The sequence below is a fragment of the Streptomyces sp. NPDC101393 genome (assembly GCF_044767385.1).
GTDB lineage: Bacteria > Actinomycetota > Actinomycetes > Streptomycetales > Streptomycetaceae > Streptomyces.
The window spans coordinates 388,872-408,290 of sequence record NZ_JBIWNU010000001.1 but is presented as its reverse complement, the minus strand read 5'-3'; the positions used below and the strand labels follow the sequence as shown (position 1 = coordinate 408,290).

At 72.0% G+C, this 19,419-nt stretch carries 15 protein-coding genes; 6 read left to right on the top strand and 9 right to left on the bottom strand.

Translation table 11 applies throughout. The features are described 5' to 3' along the window. Positions 1-783 (bottom strand): ABC transporter ATP-binding protein, encoded by a 783-nt coding sequence (locus ACIRQ7_RS01705; RefSeq protein ID WP_404259091.1) that lies wholly within the window; start codon positions 781-783, stop codon positions 1-3. A 97-nt stretch (positions 784-880) separates the two neighbouring features. On the opposite strand from ACIRQ7_RS01705, the gene ACIRQ7_RS01700 reads away from it, so the two are divergent. From ACIRQ7_RS01700 to ACIRQ7_RS01685, 4 genes are all read left to right on the top strand, one after another. After that, positions 881-1,522 carry a TetR/AcrR family transcriptional regulator gene (locus ACIRQ7_RS01700; RefSeq protein ID WP_404259090.1) on the top strand — a complete coding sequence of 214 codons (642 nt, stop codon included), beginning with the start codon at positions 881-883 and terminating at the stop codon, positions 1,520-1,522. A 206-nt stretch (positions 1,523-1,728) separates the two neighbouring features. Further along, positions 1,729-2,577 carry a 3-hydroxyacyl-CoA dehydrogenase family protein gene (locus ACIRQ7_RS01695; protein ID WP_401463066.1) on the top strand — a complete coding sequence of 283 codons (849 nt, stop codon included), beginning with the start codon at positions 1,729-1,731 and terminating at the stop codon, positions 2,575-2,577. A gap of 158 nt (positions 2,578-2,735) precedes the next feature. Next, a complete protein-coding gene (locus ACIRQ7_RS01690) occupies positions 2,736-3,059 on the top strand; it encodes an STAS domain-containing protein (RefSeq protein WP_401463068.1) in 324 nt (107 codons plus the stop codon). Between the two features lie 298 nt (positions 3,060-3,357). Beyond that, positions 3,358-6,003: an ATP-binding protein gene (locus tag ACIRQ7_RS01685; protein ID WP_404259089.1), complete on the top strand. Its 2,646-nt coding sequence runs from the start codon at positions 3,358-3,360 to the stop codon at positions 6,001-6,003. 154 nt (positions 6,004-6,157) lie between these two features. Here ACIRQ7_RS01685 and nucS read toward each other — a convergent pair whose 3' ends face one another. After that, complete coding sequence (nucS, locus tag ACIRQ7_RS01680) at positions 6,158-6,820, bottom strand: endonuclease NucS (protein WP_401463072.1); 663 nt, start codon at positions 6,818-6,820, stop codon at positions 6,158-6,160. Between the two features lie 217 nt (positions 6,821-7,037). On the opposite strand from nucS, the gene ACIRQ7_RS01675 reads away from it, so the two are divergent. Continuing rightward, positions 7,038-7,430, top strand: a complete 393-nt coding sequence (locus tag ACIRQ7_RS01675) for an SCO5389 family protein (RefSeq protein ID WP_401463074.1) — start codon at positions 7,038-7,040, stop codon at positions 7,428-7,430. A gap of 168 nt (positions 7,431-7,598) precedes the next feature. Here the strand turns inward: ACIRQ7_RS01675 and ACIRQ7_RS01670 are convergent, their stop codons facing one another. Next, positions 7,599-8,648 carry an LLM class flavin-dependent oxidoreductase gene (locus ACIRQ7_RS01670; RefSeq protein ID WP_404259087.1) on the bottom strand — a complete coding sequence of 350 codons (1,050 nt, stop codon included), beginning with the start codon at positions 8,646-8,648 and terminating at the stop codon, positions 7,599-7,601. 188 nt (positions 8,649-8,836) lie between these two features. Between ACIRQ7_RS01670 and ACIRQ7_RS01665 the strand changes: the two genes are divergently transcribed. Next, on the top strand, positions 8,837-9,154 hold the full coding sequence (locus ACIRQ7_RS01665) for an ATP/GTP-binding protein (RefSeq protein ID WP_401463078.1): 318 nt from the start codon (positions 8,837-8,839) through the stop codon (positions 9,152-9,154). Between the two features lie 18 nt (positions 9,155-9,172). Here ACIRQ7_RS01665 and ACIRQ7_RS01660 read toward each other — a convergent pair whose 3' ends face one another. From ACIRQ7_RS01660 to scy, 6 genes are all read right to left on the bottom strand, one after another. Next, the gene (locus ACIRQ7_RS01660; RefSeq protein ID WP_404260052.1) at positions 9,173-10,021 is read right to left on the bottom strand and encodes an ABC transporter permease; all 849 of its coding nucleotides are present in this window, start codon (positions 10,019-10,021) and stop codon (positions 9,173-9,175) included. 446 nt (positions 10,022-10,467) lie between these two features. Further along, positions 10,468-11,757: an ATP-binding cassette domain-containing protein gene (locus ACIRQ7_RS01655; RefSeq protein ID WP_404259085.1), complete on the bottom strand. Its 1,290-nt coding sequence runs from the start codon at positions 11,755-11,757 to the stop codon at positions 10,468-10,470. Positions 11,758-11,899: 142 nt separating this feature from the next. Next, positions 11,900-12,673: an ABC transporter permease gene (locus ACIRQ7_RS01650; RefSeq protein WP_404259084.1), complete on the bottom strand. Its 774-nt coding sequence runs from the start codon at positions 12,671-12,673 to the stop codon at positions 11,900-11,902. 2 nt (positions 12,674-12,675) lie between these two features. Continuing rightward, positions 12,676-13,695: an ABC transporter ATP-binding protein gene (locus tag ACIRQ7_RS01645; protein WP_404259083.1), complete on the bottom strand. Its 1,020-nt coding sequence runs from the start codon at positions 13,693-13,695 to the stop codon at positions 12,676-12,678. Positions 13,696-13,874: 179 nt separating this feature from the next. Then, complete coding sequence (locus tag ACIRQ7_RS01640; protein ID WP_401463086.1) at positions 13,875-14,813, bottom strand: cellulose-binding protein; 939 nt, start codon at positions 14,811-14,813, stop codon at positions 13,875-13,877. 114 nt (positions 14,814-14,927) lie between these two features. Then, positions 14,928-19,118: a polarized growth protein Scy gene (gene scy / locus ACIRQ7_RS01635; protein ID WP_404260050.1), complete on the bottom strand. Its 4,191-nt coding sequence runs from the start codon at positions 19,116-19,118 to the stop codon at positions 14,928-14,930. Positions 19,119-19,419: the final 301 nt, after the last annotated feature.

Here is a 19,419-nt window from a genome sequence, read left to right as displayed (position 1 = left end):
TCAGACGGCGACGGGGGCGGAGTCCTGGGGTGTCGCGCCGCGTCCGGTGATGGCGAGGAAGGTGTCCTGGAGGGACGAGCCGGCCGATCCGGTGTGGGTGCGCTTGAGGGTGTCCGGCGTGCCGTCCGCGACGACCACTCCCTTGTCGACGATCACCAGCCGGTCGGCGAGCGCATCGGCCTCGTCGAGGTAGTGGGTGGTCAGGAAGACCGTGGTGCCGTGGTCGGTGCGGATACGGCGGACCAGGTCCCACAGGTCGGCCCGGCTGCCCGGGTCGAGGCCCGTCGTCGGCTCGTCCAGGAAGAGCACCTCGGGGCGGTGCAGCAGCCCCATCGCGAGGTCCAGCCGCCGTCGCTGACCGCCCGACAGGGTCCCGCAGGTGCGGTCCAGCAGCCCGGCGAGGCCGAGATCGACCGCCAATTCCTCGGCGCGCAGCACCGCTTCTCGCTTGCCGAGGTGGTAGAGCCGCGCCTGGGTGACGAGTTCCTCGCGTACCGGGACATGCGGGTCGACGCCGCCGGACTGGGCGACATAACCGGCTCCGGCGCGCACCCCGGCCGGGTCGCGGGCGAGGTCGCAGCCCGCGACGGTCGCACTGCCGCCGGTGGGGGCGAGGAGCGTGCAGAGCATCCGCAGGGTGGTGGTCTTGCCGGCGCCGTTGGGGCCGAGGAAGCCGAGGATCTCGCCGCGTTCGACGGTCAGGTCGATACCGCGTACGGCCTCGACGGGGCCGCTCTTGGTGGTGAACGTCCGGGTCAGCCCGGTCGTGGTGATGACTGCCATGTCCTCAGAAAAACAGAGCCAGTTAAATTTTGCAATGGCACCAAAAATATCTTGCCCCCAACTTTGGCCCGCACCCAACCGCGCCTACGATGAGTGCATGGCAGAGGGACTCAGGGAGCGCAAAAAGCGGCAGACCCGCCAGTACATCTCCGACGTGGCCACCGGCCTCTTCCTGGAGCGCGGCTTCGACGCCGTGACGGTCGCGGAGATCGCCGAGGCCTGTGAGGTCTCCGTGAACACCGTCTACAACTACTTCCCGGCGAAGGAAGACCTCTTCTTCGACCGCAGCAAGGGTGTCGTCGAGCGGCTGTCGCGCTGCGTACGCGGCCGCGCGGTGGGGGAGTCCGCGGCCGCCGCCGTGCTGCGTGAGCTGCGCGAGGAGGTCGAGGCGGTCTCGCCGCGGGTCGGGCTGATGGAGGGCTACGACCGCTTCATGCGCGTCATCCACGGTGCCGCCACCCTCAAGGCCCGCCTCTGGTATCTCCAGCAGGAGCAGCAGGACAACCTCGAAGAGACCCTCCGCGAGGAGACCGGCGCCCCGGACGGGGACCCGATGCCGACGCTGGTGGCCGGGCAGCTCAACTGGCTGCACGGAACCCTCTTCAGCGCCATCGGGCGGCAGATGGCCGCCGGCCGCAAACCGGCCGAGGTCTCCCGGGAAATGCTCGTCCTGCTCGACGAGATGGCGGACCTGCTCGGCGAGAAGGTGCTCAACTACGCCGTACGGGCGGGCGAATGACGGCCGCCTGACGGGTTTCCGGCCGTTGTCCGCACTCCGTCGGTGTGACGTCCGTCATGTGAGACGTGACGCGCATCTCTAACCCCCCAAAGGATCGCTCACGACCGCTAACGTCACCCTGAGAGCCAGAGCCTGGCACGCCACCCCGAGCCGATCGGCCGGGCCCGTGACGGGTTCTCAAATGCACAGGGTGTGAGGGGACAGCAGTGGCAAAGAAGCTCGCCGTCATCGGAGCCGGACTCATGGGGTCCGGTATCGCGCAGGTCTCGGCCCAGGCGGGCTGGGACGTCGTCCTTCGCGATGTGACGGACGAGGCGCTGGCCCGCGGCAGGGGCGGCATCGAGGCCTCGTACGAGAAGTTCGTCGCCAAGGGCAAGCTGGAGGCGGCCGCCGCCGAGCAGGCGCTGGCGCGCATCACCACCACGACCGACATGGAAGCCGTCGCCGACGCCGATATCGTTGTCGAGGCCGTCTTCGAGAAGGTCGAGGTCAAGCGGGAGATCTTCCAGACGCTGGACAAGATCGCCAAGGACGACGCGGTGCTGGCCTCCAACACCTCCGCCATCCCGATCACCAAGATCGCCGCGGCCACCTCCCGCCCCGAGCGGGTCGTCGGCACGCACTTCTTCTCGCCGGTGCCGATGATGCAGCTGTGTGAGCTGGTGCGCGGCTACAAGACCAGCGACGAAGCCCTCGCCACCGCGCGGGAGTTCGCCGAGTCCGTCGGCAAGACCTGCATCGTCGTCAACCGCGACGTCGCCGGTTTCGTCACCACCCGCCTGATCTCGGCGCTGGTCGTCGAGGCCGCGAAGCTGCACGAATCGGGCGTGGCGAGTGCCGAGGACATCGACATCGCCTGCAAGTTGGGCTTCGGTCACGCGATGGGGCCGCTGGCCACCGCCGACCTGACGGGCATCGACATCCTGATGCACGCCACCGAGAACATCTACACCGAGTCCCAGGACGAGAAGTTCGCACCGCCGGAGAGCATGCGCCGGATGGTCGATGCGGGCGATATCGGTCGCAAGAGTGGGCAGGGCTTCTACGAGCACTGATGCCGCGTCAGGGGCCCCGTCGCCGGACGGGGCCCGATGGGCTCACCCGCCAGGGTGAATTCGGTATCGGTTCGCTTACAGGCGGCAACTTCGCCGTGCGAGAGGCAGTCAGTTCTGTAGACCTGAAGACACGAGTACCCACACTCCGGGGAGCGCATATGCACATCAGGGGCGATCACGTCGAGCTGGTCGTCGGGGGCCGCCTCGATGTCCGCAGCGCGGCGGACGCCCGTACGGCTCTGCATGCCGCCGTCGACTCCGGTCGGGGCGATCTGGTGCTGGATCTGACCGAGCTGGACTCCTGGGACGCCACCGGCCTCGGCGTGATCATGGGCGCGCACCGCCGCGCGGGCCGGGTCAACCGCCGCCTCGTGCTGCGCGGCGTGCCGCCCCAGATGCAGCGGCTGCTGGTCGCCACCCGGCTGCACCGCATCCTCGCCATCGAGGGCGGCATCGAAGCGGAATCGCTTCCGCGGGTCTGAGTCTCCGCCGGCCCGAACCGCCGCTGCCGGCGAAGGTTCGGAGCCCGTCCGGTCAAGATCACAGACCGGACAAGTCGTAAAACGACAGGAACTGCATTACATCGGGATCATCCGGTCAGGAATCGACCCCAGTGGTGTGCCGGTCCGTTCTCCCGGTCTATGGTTCGGTTCCCCGTCGTATGCCATCATCCGCGGCGGGCACCGGACCAGACGCGACGGCTGAGGGCAACCCGCCGGAGCCGGGGGAGTGCGGACGGCCGGAAGCGCATTCGGCACGCCACACCTGGGAGCTTGCAGCATGGACCCGAACCCCCACCGGGGACCCGAGGAGTACGGCGAGCAGGACCGCCCCGCCGAACCGCCGGCCCCCGTATTCGGCGGGACGCAGGGCGGATCCGGCGGCCCCGCCCGCGTCGTCCAGCTCGTCGCCGGCACCTACCTCGTCACCGTCAACCCCGTCGACGGCAGCGAGATAGAACCCTGCCCGCCCGGCGAACGCCCCGCCGCCCCCGGCAAGCTCGGCCCCCAGGAACGCGTCGAGGCCGCCCGCGCCGCGGCACCCCCGCTGCCCCCGGGCCCGCCCGGATTCGCCGGGCACGAGATCGCCCTCGAAGAGCGCGACGAAGACACCCGGCGCCTGGTACGGCTCCTCTCCCGCGGCCGCTCCGTACGCGTCACCGGCCCCTCCGGATCCGGCCGCACCCGCCTCCTGGACGCCGTCGCCACCGCCTGCGCCGACCTCGCCCCCGACGGCGTCGTCCGGCTCTCCGGCTACCACCGCACCCCCACCGACGTGCTGTACGCGCTGTTCGCCGCCGTCCACCGCGCCCCGCAGCACCGCCCCGACCGCCCCGAGCTTCTGCGGTACCTCGGCGGCATCGGCGCGATCGTCGTCCTCGACGACCTGGAATTCGGCGGCGCCGCCCTCGACGAGCTGCTGGAAGCCACCCCCGAGTGCGCCTTCCTCGTCGCCGCCACCCCCGACGTCGCAGCCCCCAGCCCCGCATCGCACCTCGAAGAGGTCTTCATCGGCGGCATCGGCCGCGGCGCCTGCGTGCGGCTGCTGGAGCGTGCCGTCGACCGGCCGCTCACCGACGACGAAGAGTCCTGGGCCGCCGACCTGTGGTTCGAGTCCGAGGGCCTGCCCCTGCGCTTCGTCCAGGCCGCCGCGCTGCTGCGCCAGCGCGACCGGCTGCGGGCCGGCGCCGGCGCCCTCGATGACGGCTACGGCCTCTTCCCCGACGATTCGAAGGACCCCGCCGCGGAGCCCGGCGACCGGCCCGAGGAGCGGCTGCCGTCTCTCGGCGAAGCCGCCGCGCCCGCACCCCTGCTCGCCGCCCGCCTCGGCGCCGCAGCACAGGAGACGCTGCGCTTCGCGGTCGCGCTCGGCGGCGAACTGCCGCACCAGGCCCATCTGCCGGCGCTCACCCAGGACACCCACGCCGACGCCGCCCTCGGCGACCTGCTGGGCTGCGGGCTGATCACCCCCGCCGGAACCCACTACCGGCTCGCCGTGACCGTCCAGGACCAGCTGGAGGCCGCCGGATACGCCGAGGGCGCCGCCGCCCGCGCGCACACCACCGCCCAGCACTACGCCTGGTGGGCCGGCCACCCCTCGGTCGTCCCCGAGCGGGCCGCCGCCGAGGCCGACGCCGTCCTGGCCGCGATGGCCGTCCTGACCGGAAGCCGGGAGAGCGGACACCCCAGCGCGGCCGTCCTGCTCGCCCGTACGGCGGCGCCCGCCTTCGCCGCGGCGCTGCACTGGAGCGCCTGGGAGCGGAGCCTGCGGCACGGCCAGGAGGCTGCGCGGCTGGCCGGCCAGGTCGCGGAGGAGGCCTACTTCCACCACGAGCTGGGCGTCCTCGCCCTGTGTACCGGCAGCGTCGACCGTGCGCGCGCCGAACTGGAGGCGTCCATCGGGCTGCGCGGGGTGCTCTCCGACCGCGACGGCGCGGTCGCCGGACGACGGGCGCTCGCCCTGGTCACCGACCGTTCGCGGGCCGCCTCGGCACCCACGTCGAAGACCGGCTTCCCGAAGGTCACTCCCGGCACGCAGACCGCTGCGACACCGCCCGGAACGGCGTCCGACGGACCGGCGACCGCCAAGCTGCGGGTCCCGCCGCGCGCCAAGGACACACCGGCACCGGCCGTCCTGGCTCTCGGCGCCACGGCGTTGGGCGCCGGCGCCACCGTGGCTGCGACGGCCCCGACCGCCACCGCGGACACGGGCCCGAGCGGCAGCCACAAGGGACAGCGGCGGGCCGTCTTCGGCGGCGCCCGCCGCAACCTCGTCGCCGCGGGCGCCGGAGCGCTGCTGGCCGCGGTCCTCGGCACCGTCGTCACCCTCGGTGCGACCTCCGACGGGGACGACGCCAAGGGCGACAAGGTCACCACGGAACAGAGCACGGACGACGACGGAAGCGCGGACCTGCCGGCCGACCAGCCCGCCACCGGGTCGAGCCTGCCGCCCGCCCCGGGCACGTCCGGGCCCGGCTCGCCCAGCCACAAGGACAGCCCCTCCGCGTCGACCGGCGGTCCCGCCACCAGTGGCTCGCCCAGCGACCCCGGCACCCCCACCGATCCGTCGACGGACCCGACCAGGCCGACGGACAAGCCCACCACGCCCACCGGCAAGCCGACCCGGCCGACCCACCCGCCGACGGGCAGGCCCACCGACCCGACGCCGACGGACAAGCCCACCGACGGGCCCACCGACCCGACGCCGACCGGCGAGCCGACCTCTGAAAGCCCGTCACAGACGACCAGCAGCCCGTCGGGTGCGAGCCCCAGCGGCGGGGAGTCGGCCACCTCCGGCGCCCCGTCCTCGTCGTCGCCTGCTTCCTCCTCGACCTCGTCCGACGCGAACACCCCGGCCACCGAGGACACCCCCTCCGACGACGCGTCGGGCACCGGGGACGGCACCTCCGCGACGCCCGGCGGCTGACGGCCGCGCTCCACCGCGTACGGCACCCGCACAGCACGACGGCCCGGTACAGGCGTACCGGGCCGTCGTGCTGCCGGCGGCGCCCTCAGGCGGCCGGCGTGGGTCAGCGAGCGATCGGAGGCCGTGAGCGCGGAAGCTCACGGACGCCCAGGGCTCAGAAGAGGCGCAGCTTGTCGTCCTCGATGCCGCGCAGTGCGTTGTAGTCGAGCACCACACAGCCGATACCGCGGTCGGTCGCCAGCACCCGCGCCTGCGGCTTGATCTCCTGAGCTGCGAAGATGCCCTTGACGGGCGCCAAGTGCGGGTCGCGGTTGAGGAGTTCGAGATAGCGGGTGAGCTGCTCGACACCGTCGATCTCGCCGCGCCGCTTGATCTCGACGGCGACGGTCTGCCCATCGGCGTCCCGGCACAAGATATCCACCGGGCCGATGGCGGTGGGGTATTCACGCCGAATCAGTGAATAGCCCTCGCCGAGGGTTTCGATACGGTCGGCCAGCAGCTCCTGGAGGTGCGCCTCCACACCGTCCTTGATGAGGCCCGGGTCGACGCCGAGTTCGTGCGAGGAGTCGTGGATGACCTCCTCCAGGGTGATGATGAGCTTCTCGCCGCCCTTGTTCTCGACCGTCCACACATCGCCGTCCCCCTCCTTGAGGGAGCAGGGCGGGGACATCCAGTTGAGCGGTTTGTAGGCGCGGTCGTCCGCGTGAATCGAGACGGAGCCGTCCGCTTTCACCAGGATGAGGCGGGGGGCCGAGGGGAGGTGGGCAGTGAGCCGGCCCGCGTAGTCCACGGAGCAGCGGGCGATGACGAGACGCATGGGGCGTCACGCTACTCGACTTGGGGCCACCCACGCGATTCGCCCCTGGATCGACCTGTTCGCCAATGGCCGGTTGTATGTGCAATCTCCTGGTGCGGGCCCCTTGCGCGGCATACCGTTGAAGCAGGGGGTCGCGAATCGAACACGCTCCGTCGCAGTTCCCCCTAGTCCCATCCCTGAGGCCCCGTCCCCGGCGGGGCCGCGAGAGGAGAACCTCATGTCGCTCGACGTCTCACCGGCCCTCCTCGAACAGGCCGAGCGAGGCGAGGTCGACGAAGCCGCGTTTGTCGACTGCGTCCGGACCTCCCTGCCCTACGCATGGGGGATGATCAGCTCTCTGGTGGCTCAGCTGAAGGTGGACGGCGGACAGTTCGCCGACAATCAGACGCCGCCGCCGGACGAGCAGGCGCGTGGCCAATTGCTGCGTGCACTGGCGAGTGACGCCATACGCGGGTCGTTGGAGCGCCACTTCGGTGTGCGTCTCGCCTTCCAGAACTGCCACCGGGTCGCGGTCTTCCCGCTCGACCCGACGGTGGACGACCGCCTGGCCCGCTTCACCTCCATTCGGGGTCAGCTGCTGAATCAGTCGCCCGAACTGCGCGACTGCTGATCGGAGTTGCTGCCGCTGCGCATCCGGTGTGAGACACACACATACCGGTGCGCAAGCGGCAGCACCACCGCGGCCGTATGACTCCCTCGGAGCACGGCGCCCTCGTAGGACCGCACGATGAACGGCTACCGCAGCCTGCCGTACGCCACCCCGCCGAAGCGGACGAGGTCACCCCAACTGCGGCAGCACCTCGGCGCCGAGCCGCCGGACGTTCTCCTCGGTGGCCGCGAGATCGCCGGAGCCCTCGACGAGCAGAGCGAACCTCTTGATGCCCGTACGCTCCGCCGACGCCGCGAGCCGGTCCGCGCACAGCTGCGGCGGCCCGACGGGATGCAGGCCGCACAGCAACTCCGTATAGGCCAGCGGATCACGCATCGTGCGATACCGGCCGTCGACCGTCACATGGGCGCCCAGACCCTGCCGCAGCCAGCCGGGCATCGCCTTCGTCAGGGTCTCCGCGGCGTCCCTGCGGGCGTCGGCGATCTGCACCACCCCCGCCGAGACATGCTCGACCGCGGCGACCTCGTCACCGTCCCGGCCGGCCTCCAGCGCGGCGGTGCGCCACAGCGCGGTCATCTCCGCCTTCTCCTCGTCACCGCAGTGCATGCCGAGCAGCATCGGCAGTCCGCGCCCGGCCGCCAGCCGGACGGACTTGGGAGAGGTGCAGGCGACCACCACCGGCGGTCCGGCGGGCGCGCCGGACGTCCCGCCCGGCGGCGGCAGCGCCTCGTCCGGCCGGGGCACGACGGCCACCTCCCGGAACGAATAACGCTCGCCGGCCGCACCGACCCGGGGCTCGCGCAGCCAGCGCAGCAGCAGATCGAGTGCCTCGGGGAAGCCGTGGTCGTACGCCGCGAGCCCGGACCCGAAGACCTCCAGGTCCACCCACGGACCGCCCCGGCCGACGCCGAGGGTGAAGCGGCCGTCGGAGGTGAGATGCAGCAGCGCCGCCTGCTCACCCAGCGCGACCGGATGCTGGGTCGGCAGCACACTGATCGCCGTCCCGACCCCGATCCTGCGGGTCCGCCCCAGCAGCAGCGCGGCCAGCGTCACCGCATTCGGGCAGACGCCGTACGGTACGAAGTGATGTTCGGCCAGCCAGACGTCGTCGAGCCCGGCCTCCTCCGCGATCTCCGCGGAGCGCACCGCGCGGTGCAGTGCTTCCCCCTGTCCCTGACCGGGAAATTGAGCGGCCAGGATGAAAGCTCCCACACGCATCGCTCTCTGCCTCCTCGCAGCCGACGCGACTTCCCCCTTACAGGCAACAACGTCTGACACGTGCCAAGGGCACGGCCTGACGCGAAATTTCCCGATGATCGCAGAAACTCACCGGGCCGCGCCTACCCATGACCGAGCCGCGTACGCTGGTGACAACCCGTGACTCCACAGATCTCCCGAGGTGCCCAGTGTCTCCGCGTCGAAACCGCCAGCGTGGCGGTGTGAAGCCCACCGAGCACGCGGGCGGGGACCGCTACGGCATGGAACGCAAGGAGGAGTGGCGCGGCGAGGAGTGGGTCGTCCGGCAGATCGGGGGCGGCGGCGGGGGCAAGCGCTACCGCTGCCCCGGCTGCGACCAGGAGATCCCGCCCGGCGTCCCGCATGTCGTCGCCTGGCCCCAGGACGGCGACGTCGACGACCGGCGGCACTGGCACAAGGCGTGCTGGAACGCACGGGACCGCCGGAGCGCGCGGCTCCAGCGGTCCCGTAACGCGCCCAGGTACTGAAGCACCCGGTCCTGATCCCTACACGTCGCGCTGCGACTGCGCGGCGAACGCCCCGCCCAGCACCACCGCGGTCACACCCGCGAGGATCAAGAGCGGGGTCCAGCCCTGCGGACCGGAATCCGTCCCGAGGAACGGGCTGCCGTACATCGACGCCAGCGCGTTGGGGACCGAGTACTCGATCAGGGACTGGCTGACCGACTTCAGGCTGTCCGAGCCGAGCATGAAGACCGCCAGCAGCATCGGCAGCAGCACGACCCCCAGCATGGCGCTGATGGCGCCCGCCGAGTGCCGCAGCAGCGAGCCGACGGACAGCGCCAGCAGACCGAGCGTCGACACATAGAGGCCGGCGCCCACGGTGGCCCGCATCCACTCACCCGTCGTCGGATCCGGGCCGTTCAGCATTCCGGAGCCGATGAGCGCGACGAGGCTGGTGGCGATCGTCGTGATGACGAAGGACAGCCCGAAGAAGACGATCGCCTTGGCCGCGAGCACCCGGCCCCGGCTGGGGCAGGCCGTCATCGTCGTGCGGATCATCCCCGTCCCGTACTCGGAGGAGATCACCAGCACGCCGAGCGGGATGATGCACAGCGTGCCCAGCAGGACGCCGATGAACGACAGTCCGAGCTTCGGCGCGACCACGCGTTCCGAGCCCAGGGCGAGCGCGATCATCAGGCCGAGACCGACGATCAGCACGACCAGGGCGCTGAGCGTCCAGATAGTCGAGCGCACCGAGCGGATCTTCGTCCACTCCGAGGCCAGCGCATGGCCGAGATGCGTACGGCGCACCGGGATCGGAGAGACATAACCGCCCTGACCGCCCTGCCAGTTGGCGCCGGGGTGCTGCTGGGGGTGACCCTGCGGGGGCATTCCCTGGTGCGGCGCCTGGGGCTGACCCTGACCCTGCGGCGGGCCGGCGTACGGCTGCTGCTGCGGGGCCGGGGGCTGCTGCGGGGGCGGGGCCTGGGCCTGCAGCATCATCGTGCCGGCCTCCTTGCCCGGCCCGTGGGCGGCGAGCGGCTGCGGCGCCTGGGCGTCCGGGAGCGGCTGCGCCTGGAGCATCATCGTGCCCGCCTCCCTGGGGGCGGGCTGCTCCGGTGGCTGCTGGGCCTGCAGCATCATCGTGCCGGCCTCGGGCTGCTGCTCGGGCTGCGCCTGCGGTGCCTGCTGCTCCGGCTGACCCTGCGGGGGCGGCGGCGGGCCCTGCGGCGCGGTGGGCGGCATCGGCGGCGCGGGCGGCATCGGCCGGCCCTGGCCACCGGTGTCGTTCGGTCCGCGCTCAGGCTGCGGCTGGGGCTGCGGCTGCTGAGGGCTGGTCATCGGGCTTCCTCGTTGTGCGGCGTGGGCATGTCGGCGGACGGCATCGGCGCGGCGGGCGGCGGCTGCTGCCCGTAGGGGTTCGGCGCGCCGTACGGATCGGGTGCCCCGTACGGGACGCCATGACCCTGGCTCTGGCCGGGGCCGGGCTGCGGGTATCCCTGCACCGGGGCCCCGCCGGGCGCCTGCTGGGCGTACGGGTCCTGCTGCGCGTACGGGTTCGGCTGCCCCGGACCGGGGACGCCGGGCTGCCCGGGGGCGTACCCCGGTGCGGGCTGCCCGTGCGGCGGCTGTCCCATCGGCGGGTAGCCGGCCGGAGCGCCCTGCGGTGCGAATCCGGGTTGGGCCTGCTGGAAGCCGGCCCGCTGGTCGGCCGTCGAGCGGTAGTCCACGGCGCCCTGCGTCAGCTGCATGTAAGCCTCCTCCAGGGACGCCTGGTGCGGCGACAGCTCCCAGAGGCGGACACCGGCGTCATGGGCGAGGTCGCTGATACGGGGGAGCGGCAGGCCGGTCACCCGCAGCGCGCCGTCCTTCTCGGGAGTGGCCTGCCCGCCCGCCTCGCCGACCGCGACGGACAGCTTCTCGCGCTGCTCCGGCTCGGTGTCCGGCGTACGCACCCGGGCGAAATCGGCGGAGTTGGCCGAGATGAACTCCTTGACCGACATGTCTGCCATGAGCTGGCCGCGACCGATCACGATCAAATGCTCGGCGGTCAGCGCCATTTCGCTCATCAGGTGCGACGAGACGAAGACCGTACGGCCCTCGGAGGCCAGCTGCTTCATCAGGTTGCGCACCCACAGGATGCCCTCGGGGTCGAGGCCGTTGACCGGCTCGTCGAAGAGCAGCACCTGCGGATCGCCGAGCAGCGCGGCGGCGATGCCCAGCCGCTGCCCCATACCGAGCGAGAAGCCCTTGGAGCGGCGCCTGGCGACGTCCTGCAGCCCGACCACGCCGAGCACCTCGTCGACCCTGCGGGCCGGGATGCCGGACAGCTGGGCGAGCGACAGCAGATGCTGACGCGCGCTGCGGCCGCCGTGCACCGCCTTGGCGTCGAGCAGCGCGCCCACCTGGCGGGGGGCGTTGGGGAGCTTGCGGAAGGGGTGGCCGCCGATGGTGGCGTGCCCGGAGGTCGGTGCGTCCAGGCCAAGGATCATGCGCATCGTCGTCGACTTGCCGGAGCCGTTGGGCCCCAGGAAGCCGGTGACCGTGCCCGGCCGTACCTGGAACGACAGGTTGTGCACGGCCGTCTTGGCGCCGTAGCGCTTCGTCAGGCCGACTGCCTCGATCATTCTCCGCCCCTCGCGAGATGGTCGGGGCAGAGGCGCCCTCGTGCCCCCGTGAGGGTTAGGAGGCTATCCGCACATTGACGGTTCCCGTCAATCGGAAGCGAAGTGCAACCACCGGGGCCGTCGGCCGCGGTCGGCGCAGCGGCTACGCGTCGCGCTTCTTCAGCAGGACGAATCCGCAGATCAGTGCGACCGCCACCCAGGCAATCATGATCCCCAGGCCGCCCCAGGGCCCGTACGGGACGTCGTTGTCGGCCGGCGCGACCACCTGCATGACCTTCTGGCCCGCCTGGTCGGGGAGATAGCGGCCGACCTTCCGGGTCGCGGAGACATTGCCGAGGATGTTGGAGATCAGGAAGAAGAACGGCATCAGGATGCCCAGCGACAGCATCGGACTGCGCAGCATCGCGGCCACCGCCATCGAGAACAGCGCGATCAGCGTCATGTAGAGCCCGCCGCCGATGACGGCGCGCAGCACCCCCGGATCGCCGAGGTGCGCCCGGTGATCGCCCAGCACCGCCTGCCCCGCGAAGAACGTCACGAAGCTCGTCGCCATGCCGACGACGAAGACGAGCAGGGTGGCCACCAGCAGCTTGCAGAAGAGAAAGGTGACGCGCTGCGGGACGGCGGCGAGCGAGGTGCGGATCATGCCGGTGCTGTACTCGTTGGAGACGACCAGCACCCCGAAGACGATCATCGCGAGCTGGCCCAGGCCCATGCCCGCGAAGCTGACGTTGGTGGCGTCGAAGGTGAGCCGGTCCCGGACCGACATCGAGTCGAAGTCATTGCTGACCAGGATGCAGATCAGCACCCCCAGGCCGACGGTGACCACCACCGCGATGCCCAGCGTCCACACCGTCGACCGCACCGACTTGATCTTCGTCCACTCCGAGCGCAGGACCTGGGTGACCGCCGCCATCGTCAGCTCCCCTTCTTCTGCTGCCAGTCCGCACCCCAGCCGCCCGGCGGCCCCGGCAGCGGGCCGGCCCCGACCGGGGCGTTCGCCGCACCGTCCGGCCGCACCGCCACCGGCTCGCCGTCGTGCGCGTGATACTCCACCGACTCCGCCGTGAGCTGCATGAAGGCGTCCTCCAGGGAAGCCTGCTGAGGGCTCAGCTCATGCAGGACGAACTGCTTTCGGGCCGCCAGCTCGCCCAACCGGTCCGCCGGCACCCCGTCGATCTCCAGCGAACCGTTGCCGACCGCCACCGCCTTGATGCCCTCGCCGTGCAGCACATCCAGCAGCCGCTCCTGCTCGGGCGACCGCATCCGCACATACGACCGCGAGTTCTGGTGGATGAAATCCGCCATCGACGTATCCGCCATCAGCCGGCCCTGCCCGATCACCACCAAATGCTCGGCGGTCAGCGCCATCTCGCTCATCAGATGCGAGGACACGAAGACCGTACGGCCCTGACCTGCGAGGTTCTTCATGAGATTGCGGATCCAGTGGATGCCCTCCGGGTCGAGGCCGTTCACCGGCTCGTCGAACATCAGGATTTCCGGGTCGCCCAGCAGCGCCGCGGCGATACCCAGCCGCTGGCCCATACCGAGCGAGAACCCCTTCGACCGCTTCTTGGCGACCGGCGTCAGCCCGACGGTGTCCAGCACCTCACCGACCCGGGCGCGCGGGATGCCGTTGCTCTGCGCCAGACACAGCAGATGGTTGAACGCGCTCCGGCCGCCGTGCATCGCCTTCGCGTCCAGCAGCGCCCCGATGTACGTCAGCGGATCGCGCAGCTGCCGGTAGTGCTTGCCGTCGATCCGGACGGTGCCCGCCGTCGGGTTGTCCAGGTCGAGCATCATCCGCATGGTGGTGGACTTGCCCGCTCCGTTGGGACCGAGGAAGCCGGTGACGACACCGGGCCGCACCGTGAACGTGAGGTGGTCCACGGCGACCTTGTCGCCATAATGCTTGGTCAGCCCCTCGAGCTCGATCATGTACAGCACGCTAGGCGCGCCCCGAAGCCCCCGCCACCGGGGCACAGCCGCCCGGACGAGTCCCGGCACGACCGCGCCCCCGCACCGCAAGGAAGCGGTACGGGGGCGCATCGAGCCGCTGGAACGCGGCCCGCCGACGGGGGATCAGCGGGACCGACTGCCGACGGTTGAGGCGGGTCTCAGCGGGACTGCTGGGCGGGCACGCCGCGGGTGGCGGGCTCCTCCTCGCCGGGGGTGCCGGCCGCGGCCACGGCCGCACCGGTCAGCGTCGCCAGCATCTCGCGGACGTTCGTCAGCTGCGCGTTGATCGAGTCGCGGCGGTTCGTCAGAGCGGCCAGCTCGCGCTCCGATTCGCTGCGGATCCGGTCGGCCTTGGCATTGGCGTCCGCCACGATGTCCTCGGCCTGGCGCTGCGCGGTCTCCACCGTCTGGCGGGCCCGGCGCTCCGCGTCCGTACGCAGCTTCTCGGCCTCCAGGCGCAGCTGCTCGGCACGGTGCTCGATCTCGGCGAGACGCTTCTCGGCCTTGGCCTGACGCGAGGCCAGGTCGCGCTCGGACTGCTCACGGCGCTTGGCGAGATTGGTCTCGAAGTCGGCGGCGGCCTGCGCGGCCTTGGCGCGGGTCTCCTCGAAGAGGGAGTCGGCCTCCTCGCGCTTGGACTGCGCGTCCTTCTGCGCCTCGGCACGCAGCGTGGACGCCTCGCCCTTGGCCTTCTCGACGATCCGGGCGCCCTCGTCCTCCGCCTTCGACTTGCGCTCGGCGGCGAACGACTCGGCGTCGTTACGGACCTGCTGGGCGGCCGACTCGGCCAGCTCACGGTGCTGCTCGGCGGCCCGACGGGCCTCCTCGCGCAGGTCCTTGGCCTCCTCCTCGGCGAGACGGAGGATCTTCTCCACGCGCGCACCGAGGCCCGCGTACGAAGGTTCGGCGTCATTGACCTGGGCCTGGGCGTTCTGCGTTTCGAGGTGCAGTTCCTCGATGCGCTTCTCGAGCGAGGTGATACGGGCCAGCGCGCTGTCACGGTCGGCGACGAGCTTAGTAATGCGGTCGTCCACCTGACCGCGGTCGTACCCACGCCGCACGAGCTCGAAGCCGAATGGGGAGGATGTGTCGCTCATGGGGTTCCTGTCGAAAGAGACCGGTGAGGTGATAAGGGGAATCCTAGGGGCCACAACGGCGTGTCATCGAGTCAATGCCCGTTTGAAGTGGAGAATGACCCCTCGTTTGAGTGGCTACCCCTCAGACTGCTTGCCACTCGAACGAGTTGCGCCCGCTCCCGCGGCCGCCTTGACGCCGCCCTTGCCCTCGGCGCCCCCCGCGGGTGTCTCGAACGACTCCAGCGCCTCCAGCACATCCTGGACCCGGGAGATCTCGGTATTGATGTCCTCGCGCCGGCGCACCAGGACCTCCAGCTCGTGCTTGCCCTCGTCGACGATACGGGCGGCCTCGGCCTCGGCCTCGCTCCGCATCCGCTCCGCGTCGCGCACCGCCTCGGCCTTCTTGTTCTCGGCCTCCTTGATCAGGCCCTCGGCCTTCTTCACCGCCGAGATCCGGACCTTGCTCGCCTCGCTGTTCGCGTTCGAGACCAGCTCCTCGGCCTTCTCCTGCGCCTCCACCTGCTGGGCGGTGGCCTGCGCGATGAGCTTGTCGACGCGCTCGCCGGCGTTCTTCATCGTCTCCGACGACTCGCGGCGGGCCCGGTCGTGCAGCTCCTCGACCTCGGCCTCGATCCGCACCCGCAGCTCCTCGGCACGCTCCCTGATGGCCGTGGCGTCGCCACGGGCCTCGCCCAGCAGCGTGTTCGCGTCCGTACGCGCCTTCTCCACCCGGGCGTTGCCGTCCGAGGTCGCTTCCGTGACGATCCGGTCCGCCTCCTTGCGGGCCGCACCGACCATCACGTCGGCCTGCTCCTCCGCGGCGGTGGCCGCCTTCAGCGCCTCTTCCTGCGCCTTCGCGACGAGCTGGTCGGCCTGCTCCGCGGCATCCCCGCGACGCTTCGCGGCGTCCTTGCGGGCCTCGTCCAGCAGCTCGTCCGCCTCCTGCTGAGCCTGCGCCCGCAGCTGCTCCGCCGCCGCCTCCGCGTCCTCCTTGACCTTCGCGGATTCGCTACGCGTGCGCGTGGCGTGCTCCTGCGCGGACGTGACGGTCTCGGCCGCCTCCGACCGCAGCCGGTCCGCCTCGGCCGTCGCCGTGGCGATCATCCGGTCCGCCTGCTCACGGGCATCGGCGCGGGTACGGTCCGCGTCCCGCTCGGCGCCCGCGGTGGTCTCCGCCGCCTCCGACCGCAGCCGCTCCGCCTCGGAAGCGGCCTCCGTCATCAGCTCGTCGGCCTGCTCGGCGGCGTCCGAACGCGTCTTGTTGGCCGCCTCCCGCGCCTGGTCGCCGGTCTGCTCGGCGTCCGTCCGCGCCTTCTCCAGCACCTCGGCTGCCTCGGACCGCAGCCGCTCCGAGGTCTCCGTGGCGTCCGCGACCAGCGTGTGCGCCCGCTGCTCGCCCTCGACCCGCAACCGGTCCGCGGTCTGCTGCGCCTCGCGGATCGTACGGTCCGCGTCGTCCTGCGCCGAGGACGTCAGCTCGCTGGCCTCGGTGACGATCCGTTCGGCTTCCGTGCGCGCCTCGGTGATCAGCCGGTCGGCCTGCTCCGCGGCGTCCGACCGCATCCGGTTGGCGTCGTCCCGCGCCTCCGCGCGCGCCCGCGCCGCGTCCTGCTCGCCGGACGCCAGCGCGTCCGACGCGTCCGTACGCAGCTGCTGCGCCTTCGCCGTGGCGTCCGCGACCAGCCCCTCGGCCTGCGCCCTCGCCTCCGACACCAGCTGGTCGGCCTGCTCGGCGGCCTCCGCACGCGCGGTATCGACGTCCTTGCGCGCCGCGTCGAGGACACCGGCCGCCTCCGCGCGCAGCCCCTCGGCCTCCTCGATGGCCTCCGAAACCGCCCGCTCCGCGAGGGACTTCGCGGCCTCCGACGCCTCCTGCGACTCCTGGCGCACCCGCGCCGCGTCCACCGAGGCGCGCTCGCGCTCGTCGTAGGCGTCCGAGCGGACCCGGTCCGCCTCCTCCTGCGCCTCGGACTTCGTGCGCTCCGCGGCGTGTTCGGCCGCCGACCGCAGCCCGGCGATCTCCTCGTCGGCCTGCTCGTGCAGCCCCGCGACGGCGTCCCGCACCTGCTGCGCGGTCTGCTCGGCCGCGGCCACCAGCTCACCCGAACGCCGGTCCGCCTCCTCGACCAGCCGCTCCGCCTCGGTCTGCGCCTCACTCACCCGCGTACGGGCCGACGCCAGCAGCTCCTCGCTCTGCTCGCGGGCCGCGGTGCGCTCCTGGTGGGCCTCCTCGCGGGCCTCGCCCAGCAGCTGCTCGGCCTCCCGGCGGCGGCGCGCGGCCTCCTCCTGGGCGGCGGCCAGCGCCTCCGCGGCCTCCGTACCCGTACGCTCGGCGGCCGTCGCGGCCTCCGCGCGCACCCGGTCGGCGGTCTCCGCCGCCTCCGCCTTCAGCCGCTCCGCCTCGGCCGCGGCCTCACTGCGCAGCCGCACCGCCACCGACTCGCCCTCGGAGCGCGCGGTCGCGGCGTCCGAAGCGGCCTCCGAGCGCACCCGCTCGGCCTCTTCCTCGGCCTGCTGCTGCAGCGTCCGCAGCCGCTCGGCGGCCTCCGCCTTGAGCCGGGCCGCCTCCTCCTGCGTCTCCCGGCGCAGCCGCTCCGCCTCCGCGCGGGCGTCGCGCAGCGCCTCCTCGGCGGCGGCGACCTTCTCCTCGGCCTCCGTACGCAGCCGGGTCAGTTCGCCCTGCGCCTCTTCCCGGCGCTCCTCGACGGCCTGCTCGGCCTCCGCGCGCAGCAGACGGGCGGACTCCTCCGCCTCCGAGGCCACCATCTCGGCGGCCTGCGCACCCTCCGTCAGCAGCTCCTCGGCCTCGGAACGTGACCGCTCCAACGCCTCCTCGGCCTGCCGGCGCAGCGCCGTGGCGCGCTCGATGGCCTCCGTACGGACCCGCTCGCTCTCCGCGACCGCACCCGAACGGGTCTCCTCCGCATCGGACTTCGCCTTGGCCAGCAGGTCCTCGGCGGAACCGGCCGCCTCCTCGATCTGCTGGACGGCCTCCCGGCGCGCCTCGCTGCGGATCCGCTCGCCCTCGGCGACCGCGTCCGCCCGCAGCTGCTCCGCCTCGCCGCGCAGCCGCCGCGCCTCCTCCTGGAGTTCGACGGTCTTGGCGCGGTACTCCTTGGTGTCGTCCTTCGCCGCGCCCTTCAACTGCGCCGCGGTGTCATGCGCCTGCTCACGCAGCCGGTCCGCCTCGGACTCGGCGTCGCTGCGCAGCCGTTCGGCCTCCTCGGCGGCCGCCTTGGTGGTGGCCTTGGCGTCCTCCGACGCCTTGGTCAGCACCTCCTCCGCGGTCCGCGCGGCCTTCGCCAGCTGCGCCGCGGAGTCCTCCGCCGCCTGGGACCGGGCACTCTCCTGCGCCTCGGCGATCAGCCGCTCGGACTCCGTACGGGCATCCGCGCGCAGTTGCTCGGCCTCGGCCTTGAGCGCCTCGGCCTCCTTGGTGGCCTCGCCCACCAGGCGGGCGATCTCCGCCTTGGCCGTACGGGTGCGCTGTTCGTTCTCCGACTCGGTGGCCGACAGCCGCTTCGTGGCGCTCGACTGTGCCTCGTCGACCAGCTTCTCCGCCTCGGCGCGCGCCTCGCGCAGCGCCGTATCGGCCTCCTGGATGCGGGCCTCGGCGGTCCGTGTCAGCTCGGCCGCGGTGCGGCGCGCCTCCTCGGACTCGCTGCCGGCGCTGGTCCGCAGCTGCTCGGCCTGATCCGTGGCCTCCTGGGCCTGGTTGGAGGCGGCGTTCAGCAGCCGTTCGGCGTCCGTACGCGCCCGGCGCAGGATGCTTTCCGCTTCGGCACGGGCCTCCTCGGCCTCGGTGCCCATCCGCTCCCGGGCCCGCTCGGCCAGCCGCTGCGCCTCGGCGCGTGCCGACGCCAGGGCCTGCTCGGCCTCCGCCCGGGACTCCTCCATGAGCCGACGCGCCTGCGACTCCGTACGGGCGCGCAGCTGTTCGGCCCAGGCGACGTTCTCGTTGACGTGCGATTCGACGGTCTGCCGGCGCTCGTTGAGCTCCTCGTCGAGCCGCTGGCGGCGGGTGACGGCCTCCGAGTGCAGCTCGGCCTCCAGCCGCGACTGCCGCTCGGCCTGGTCCTGCAGCAGCCGCTGAGTCTGCGCACGGGCATCGCGCAGCTCCCGCTCGGCGTCCGAACGCAGCTGGTCGGCCTGGATCTGCGCGTTGCGCAGCAGCTGTTCGGCCTGGTGGCTGAGGTTGTCGTAGGCAGGGCGGGTCGCGAGGTTGCGGCGCGCCTCGTGGAGCTTGGCGCGCAGCACCTCGACCTGATAGCCGAGATCGTCGGCGTGCTGTACGGCCTTGTCCCGCTCGGTCTTCAGCCGCTCCATCTCGGCTTCGAACTGCGAGAGGTGGTCGTCAGCCTCGTAGCGGTCGTTGCCCCGCACTGCGCGGTCCCATCCGTCCCCTGGTCATGGTGGCGGCCGGCTCCATCCTTCTGCCCTCGTCCCGTACACGTCACGTCGTACCGGATTCCGGACCCTGGAGCTGACCCTTCCGAAGAAATGGTGTCAGATCATCGGCAGAGTATGGACCGAGCCCCACCCCCGTGGAGTCCGAATCTCGCACTCCGGCCGGGCTCGGAACGCCTGGTACGCGCACTCGCGGTGTGGCCGGAGCGTCCGGATGGCC

Bases quoted from the DNA above. Each gene is read 5' to 3' on its own strand.
- ACIRQ7_RS01690 (WP_401463068.1), top strand. From the start codon at position 2,736: ATGCACATCAGGGGCGATCACGTCGAGCTGGTCGTCGGGGGCCGCCTC.
- ACIRQ7_RS01685 (WP_404259089.1), top strand. From the start codon at position 3,358: ATGGACCCGAACCCCCACCGGGGACCCGAGGAGTACGGCGAGCAGGAC.
- ACIRQ7_RS01645 (WP_404259083.1), bottom strand. From the start codon at position 13,695: ATGATCGAGCTCGAGGGGCTGACCAAGCATTATGGCGACAAGGTCGCC.
- ACIRQ7_RS01705 (WP_404259091.1), bottom strand. From the start codon at position 783: ATGGCAGTCATCACCACGACCGGGCTGACCCGGACGTTCACCACCAAG.
- ACIRQ7_RS01670 (WP_404259087.1), bottom strand. From the start codon at position 8,648: ATGCGTGTGGGAGCTTTCATCCTGGCCGCTCAATTTCCCGGTCAGGGA.
- ACIRQ7_RS01675 (WP_401463074.1), top strand. From the start codon at position 7,038: ATGTCGCTCGACGTCTCACCGGCCCTCCTCGAACAGGCCGAGCGAGGC.
- ACIRQ7_RS01640 (WP_401463086.1), bottom strand. From the start codon at position 14,813: ATGAGCGACACATCCTCCCCATTCGGCTTCGAGCTCGTGCGGCGTGGG.
- scy (WP_404260050.1), bottom strand. From the start codon at position 19,118: ATGGAGCGGCTGAAGACCGAGCGGGACAAGGCCGTACAGCACGCCGAC.
- ACIRQ7_RS01650 (WP_404259084.1), bottom strand. From the start codon at position 12,673: ATGGCGGCGGTCACCCAGGTCCTGCGCTCGGAGTGGACGAAGATCAAG.
- ACIRQ7_RS01655 (WP_404259085.1), bottom strand. From the start codon at position 11,757: ATGATCGAGGCAGTCGGCCTGACGAAGCGCTACGGCGCCAAGACGGCC.
- nucS (WP_401463072.1), bottom strand. From the start codon at position 6,820: ATGCGTCTCGTCATCGCCCGCTGCTCCGTGGACTACGCGGGCCGGCTC.
- ACIRQ7_RS01700 (WP_404259090.1), top strand. From the start codon at position 881: ATGGCAGAGGGACTCAGGGAGCGCAAAAAGCGGCAGACCCGCCAGTAC.
- ACIRQ7_RS01660 (WP_404260052.1), bottom strand. From the start codon at position 10,021: ATGCCCCCGCAGGGTCACCCCCAGCAGCACCCCGGCGCCAACTGGCAG.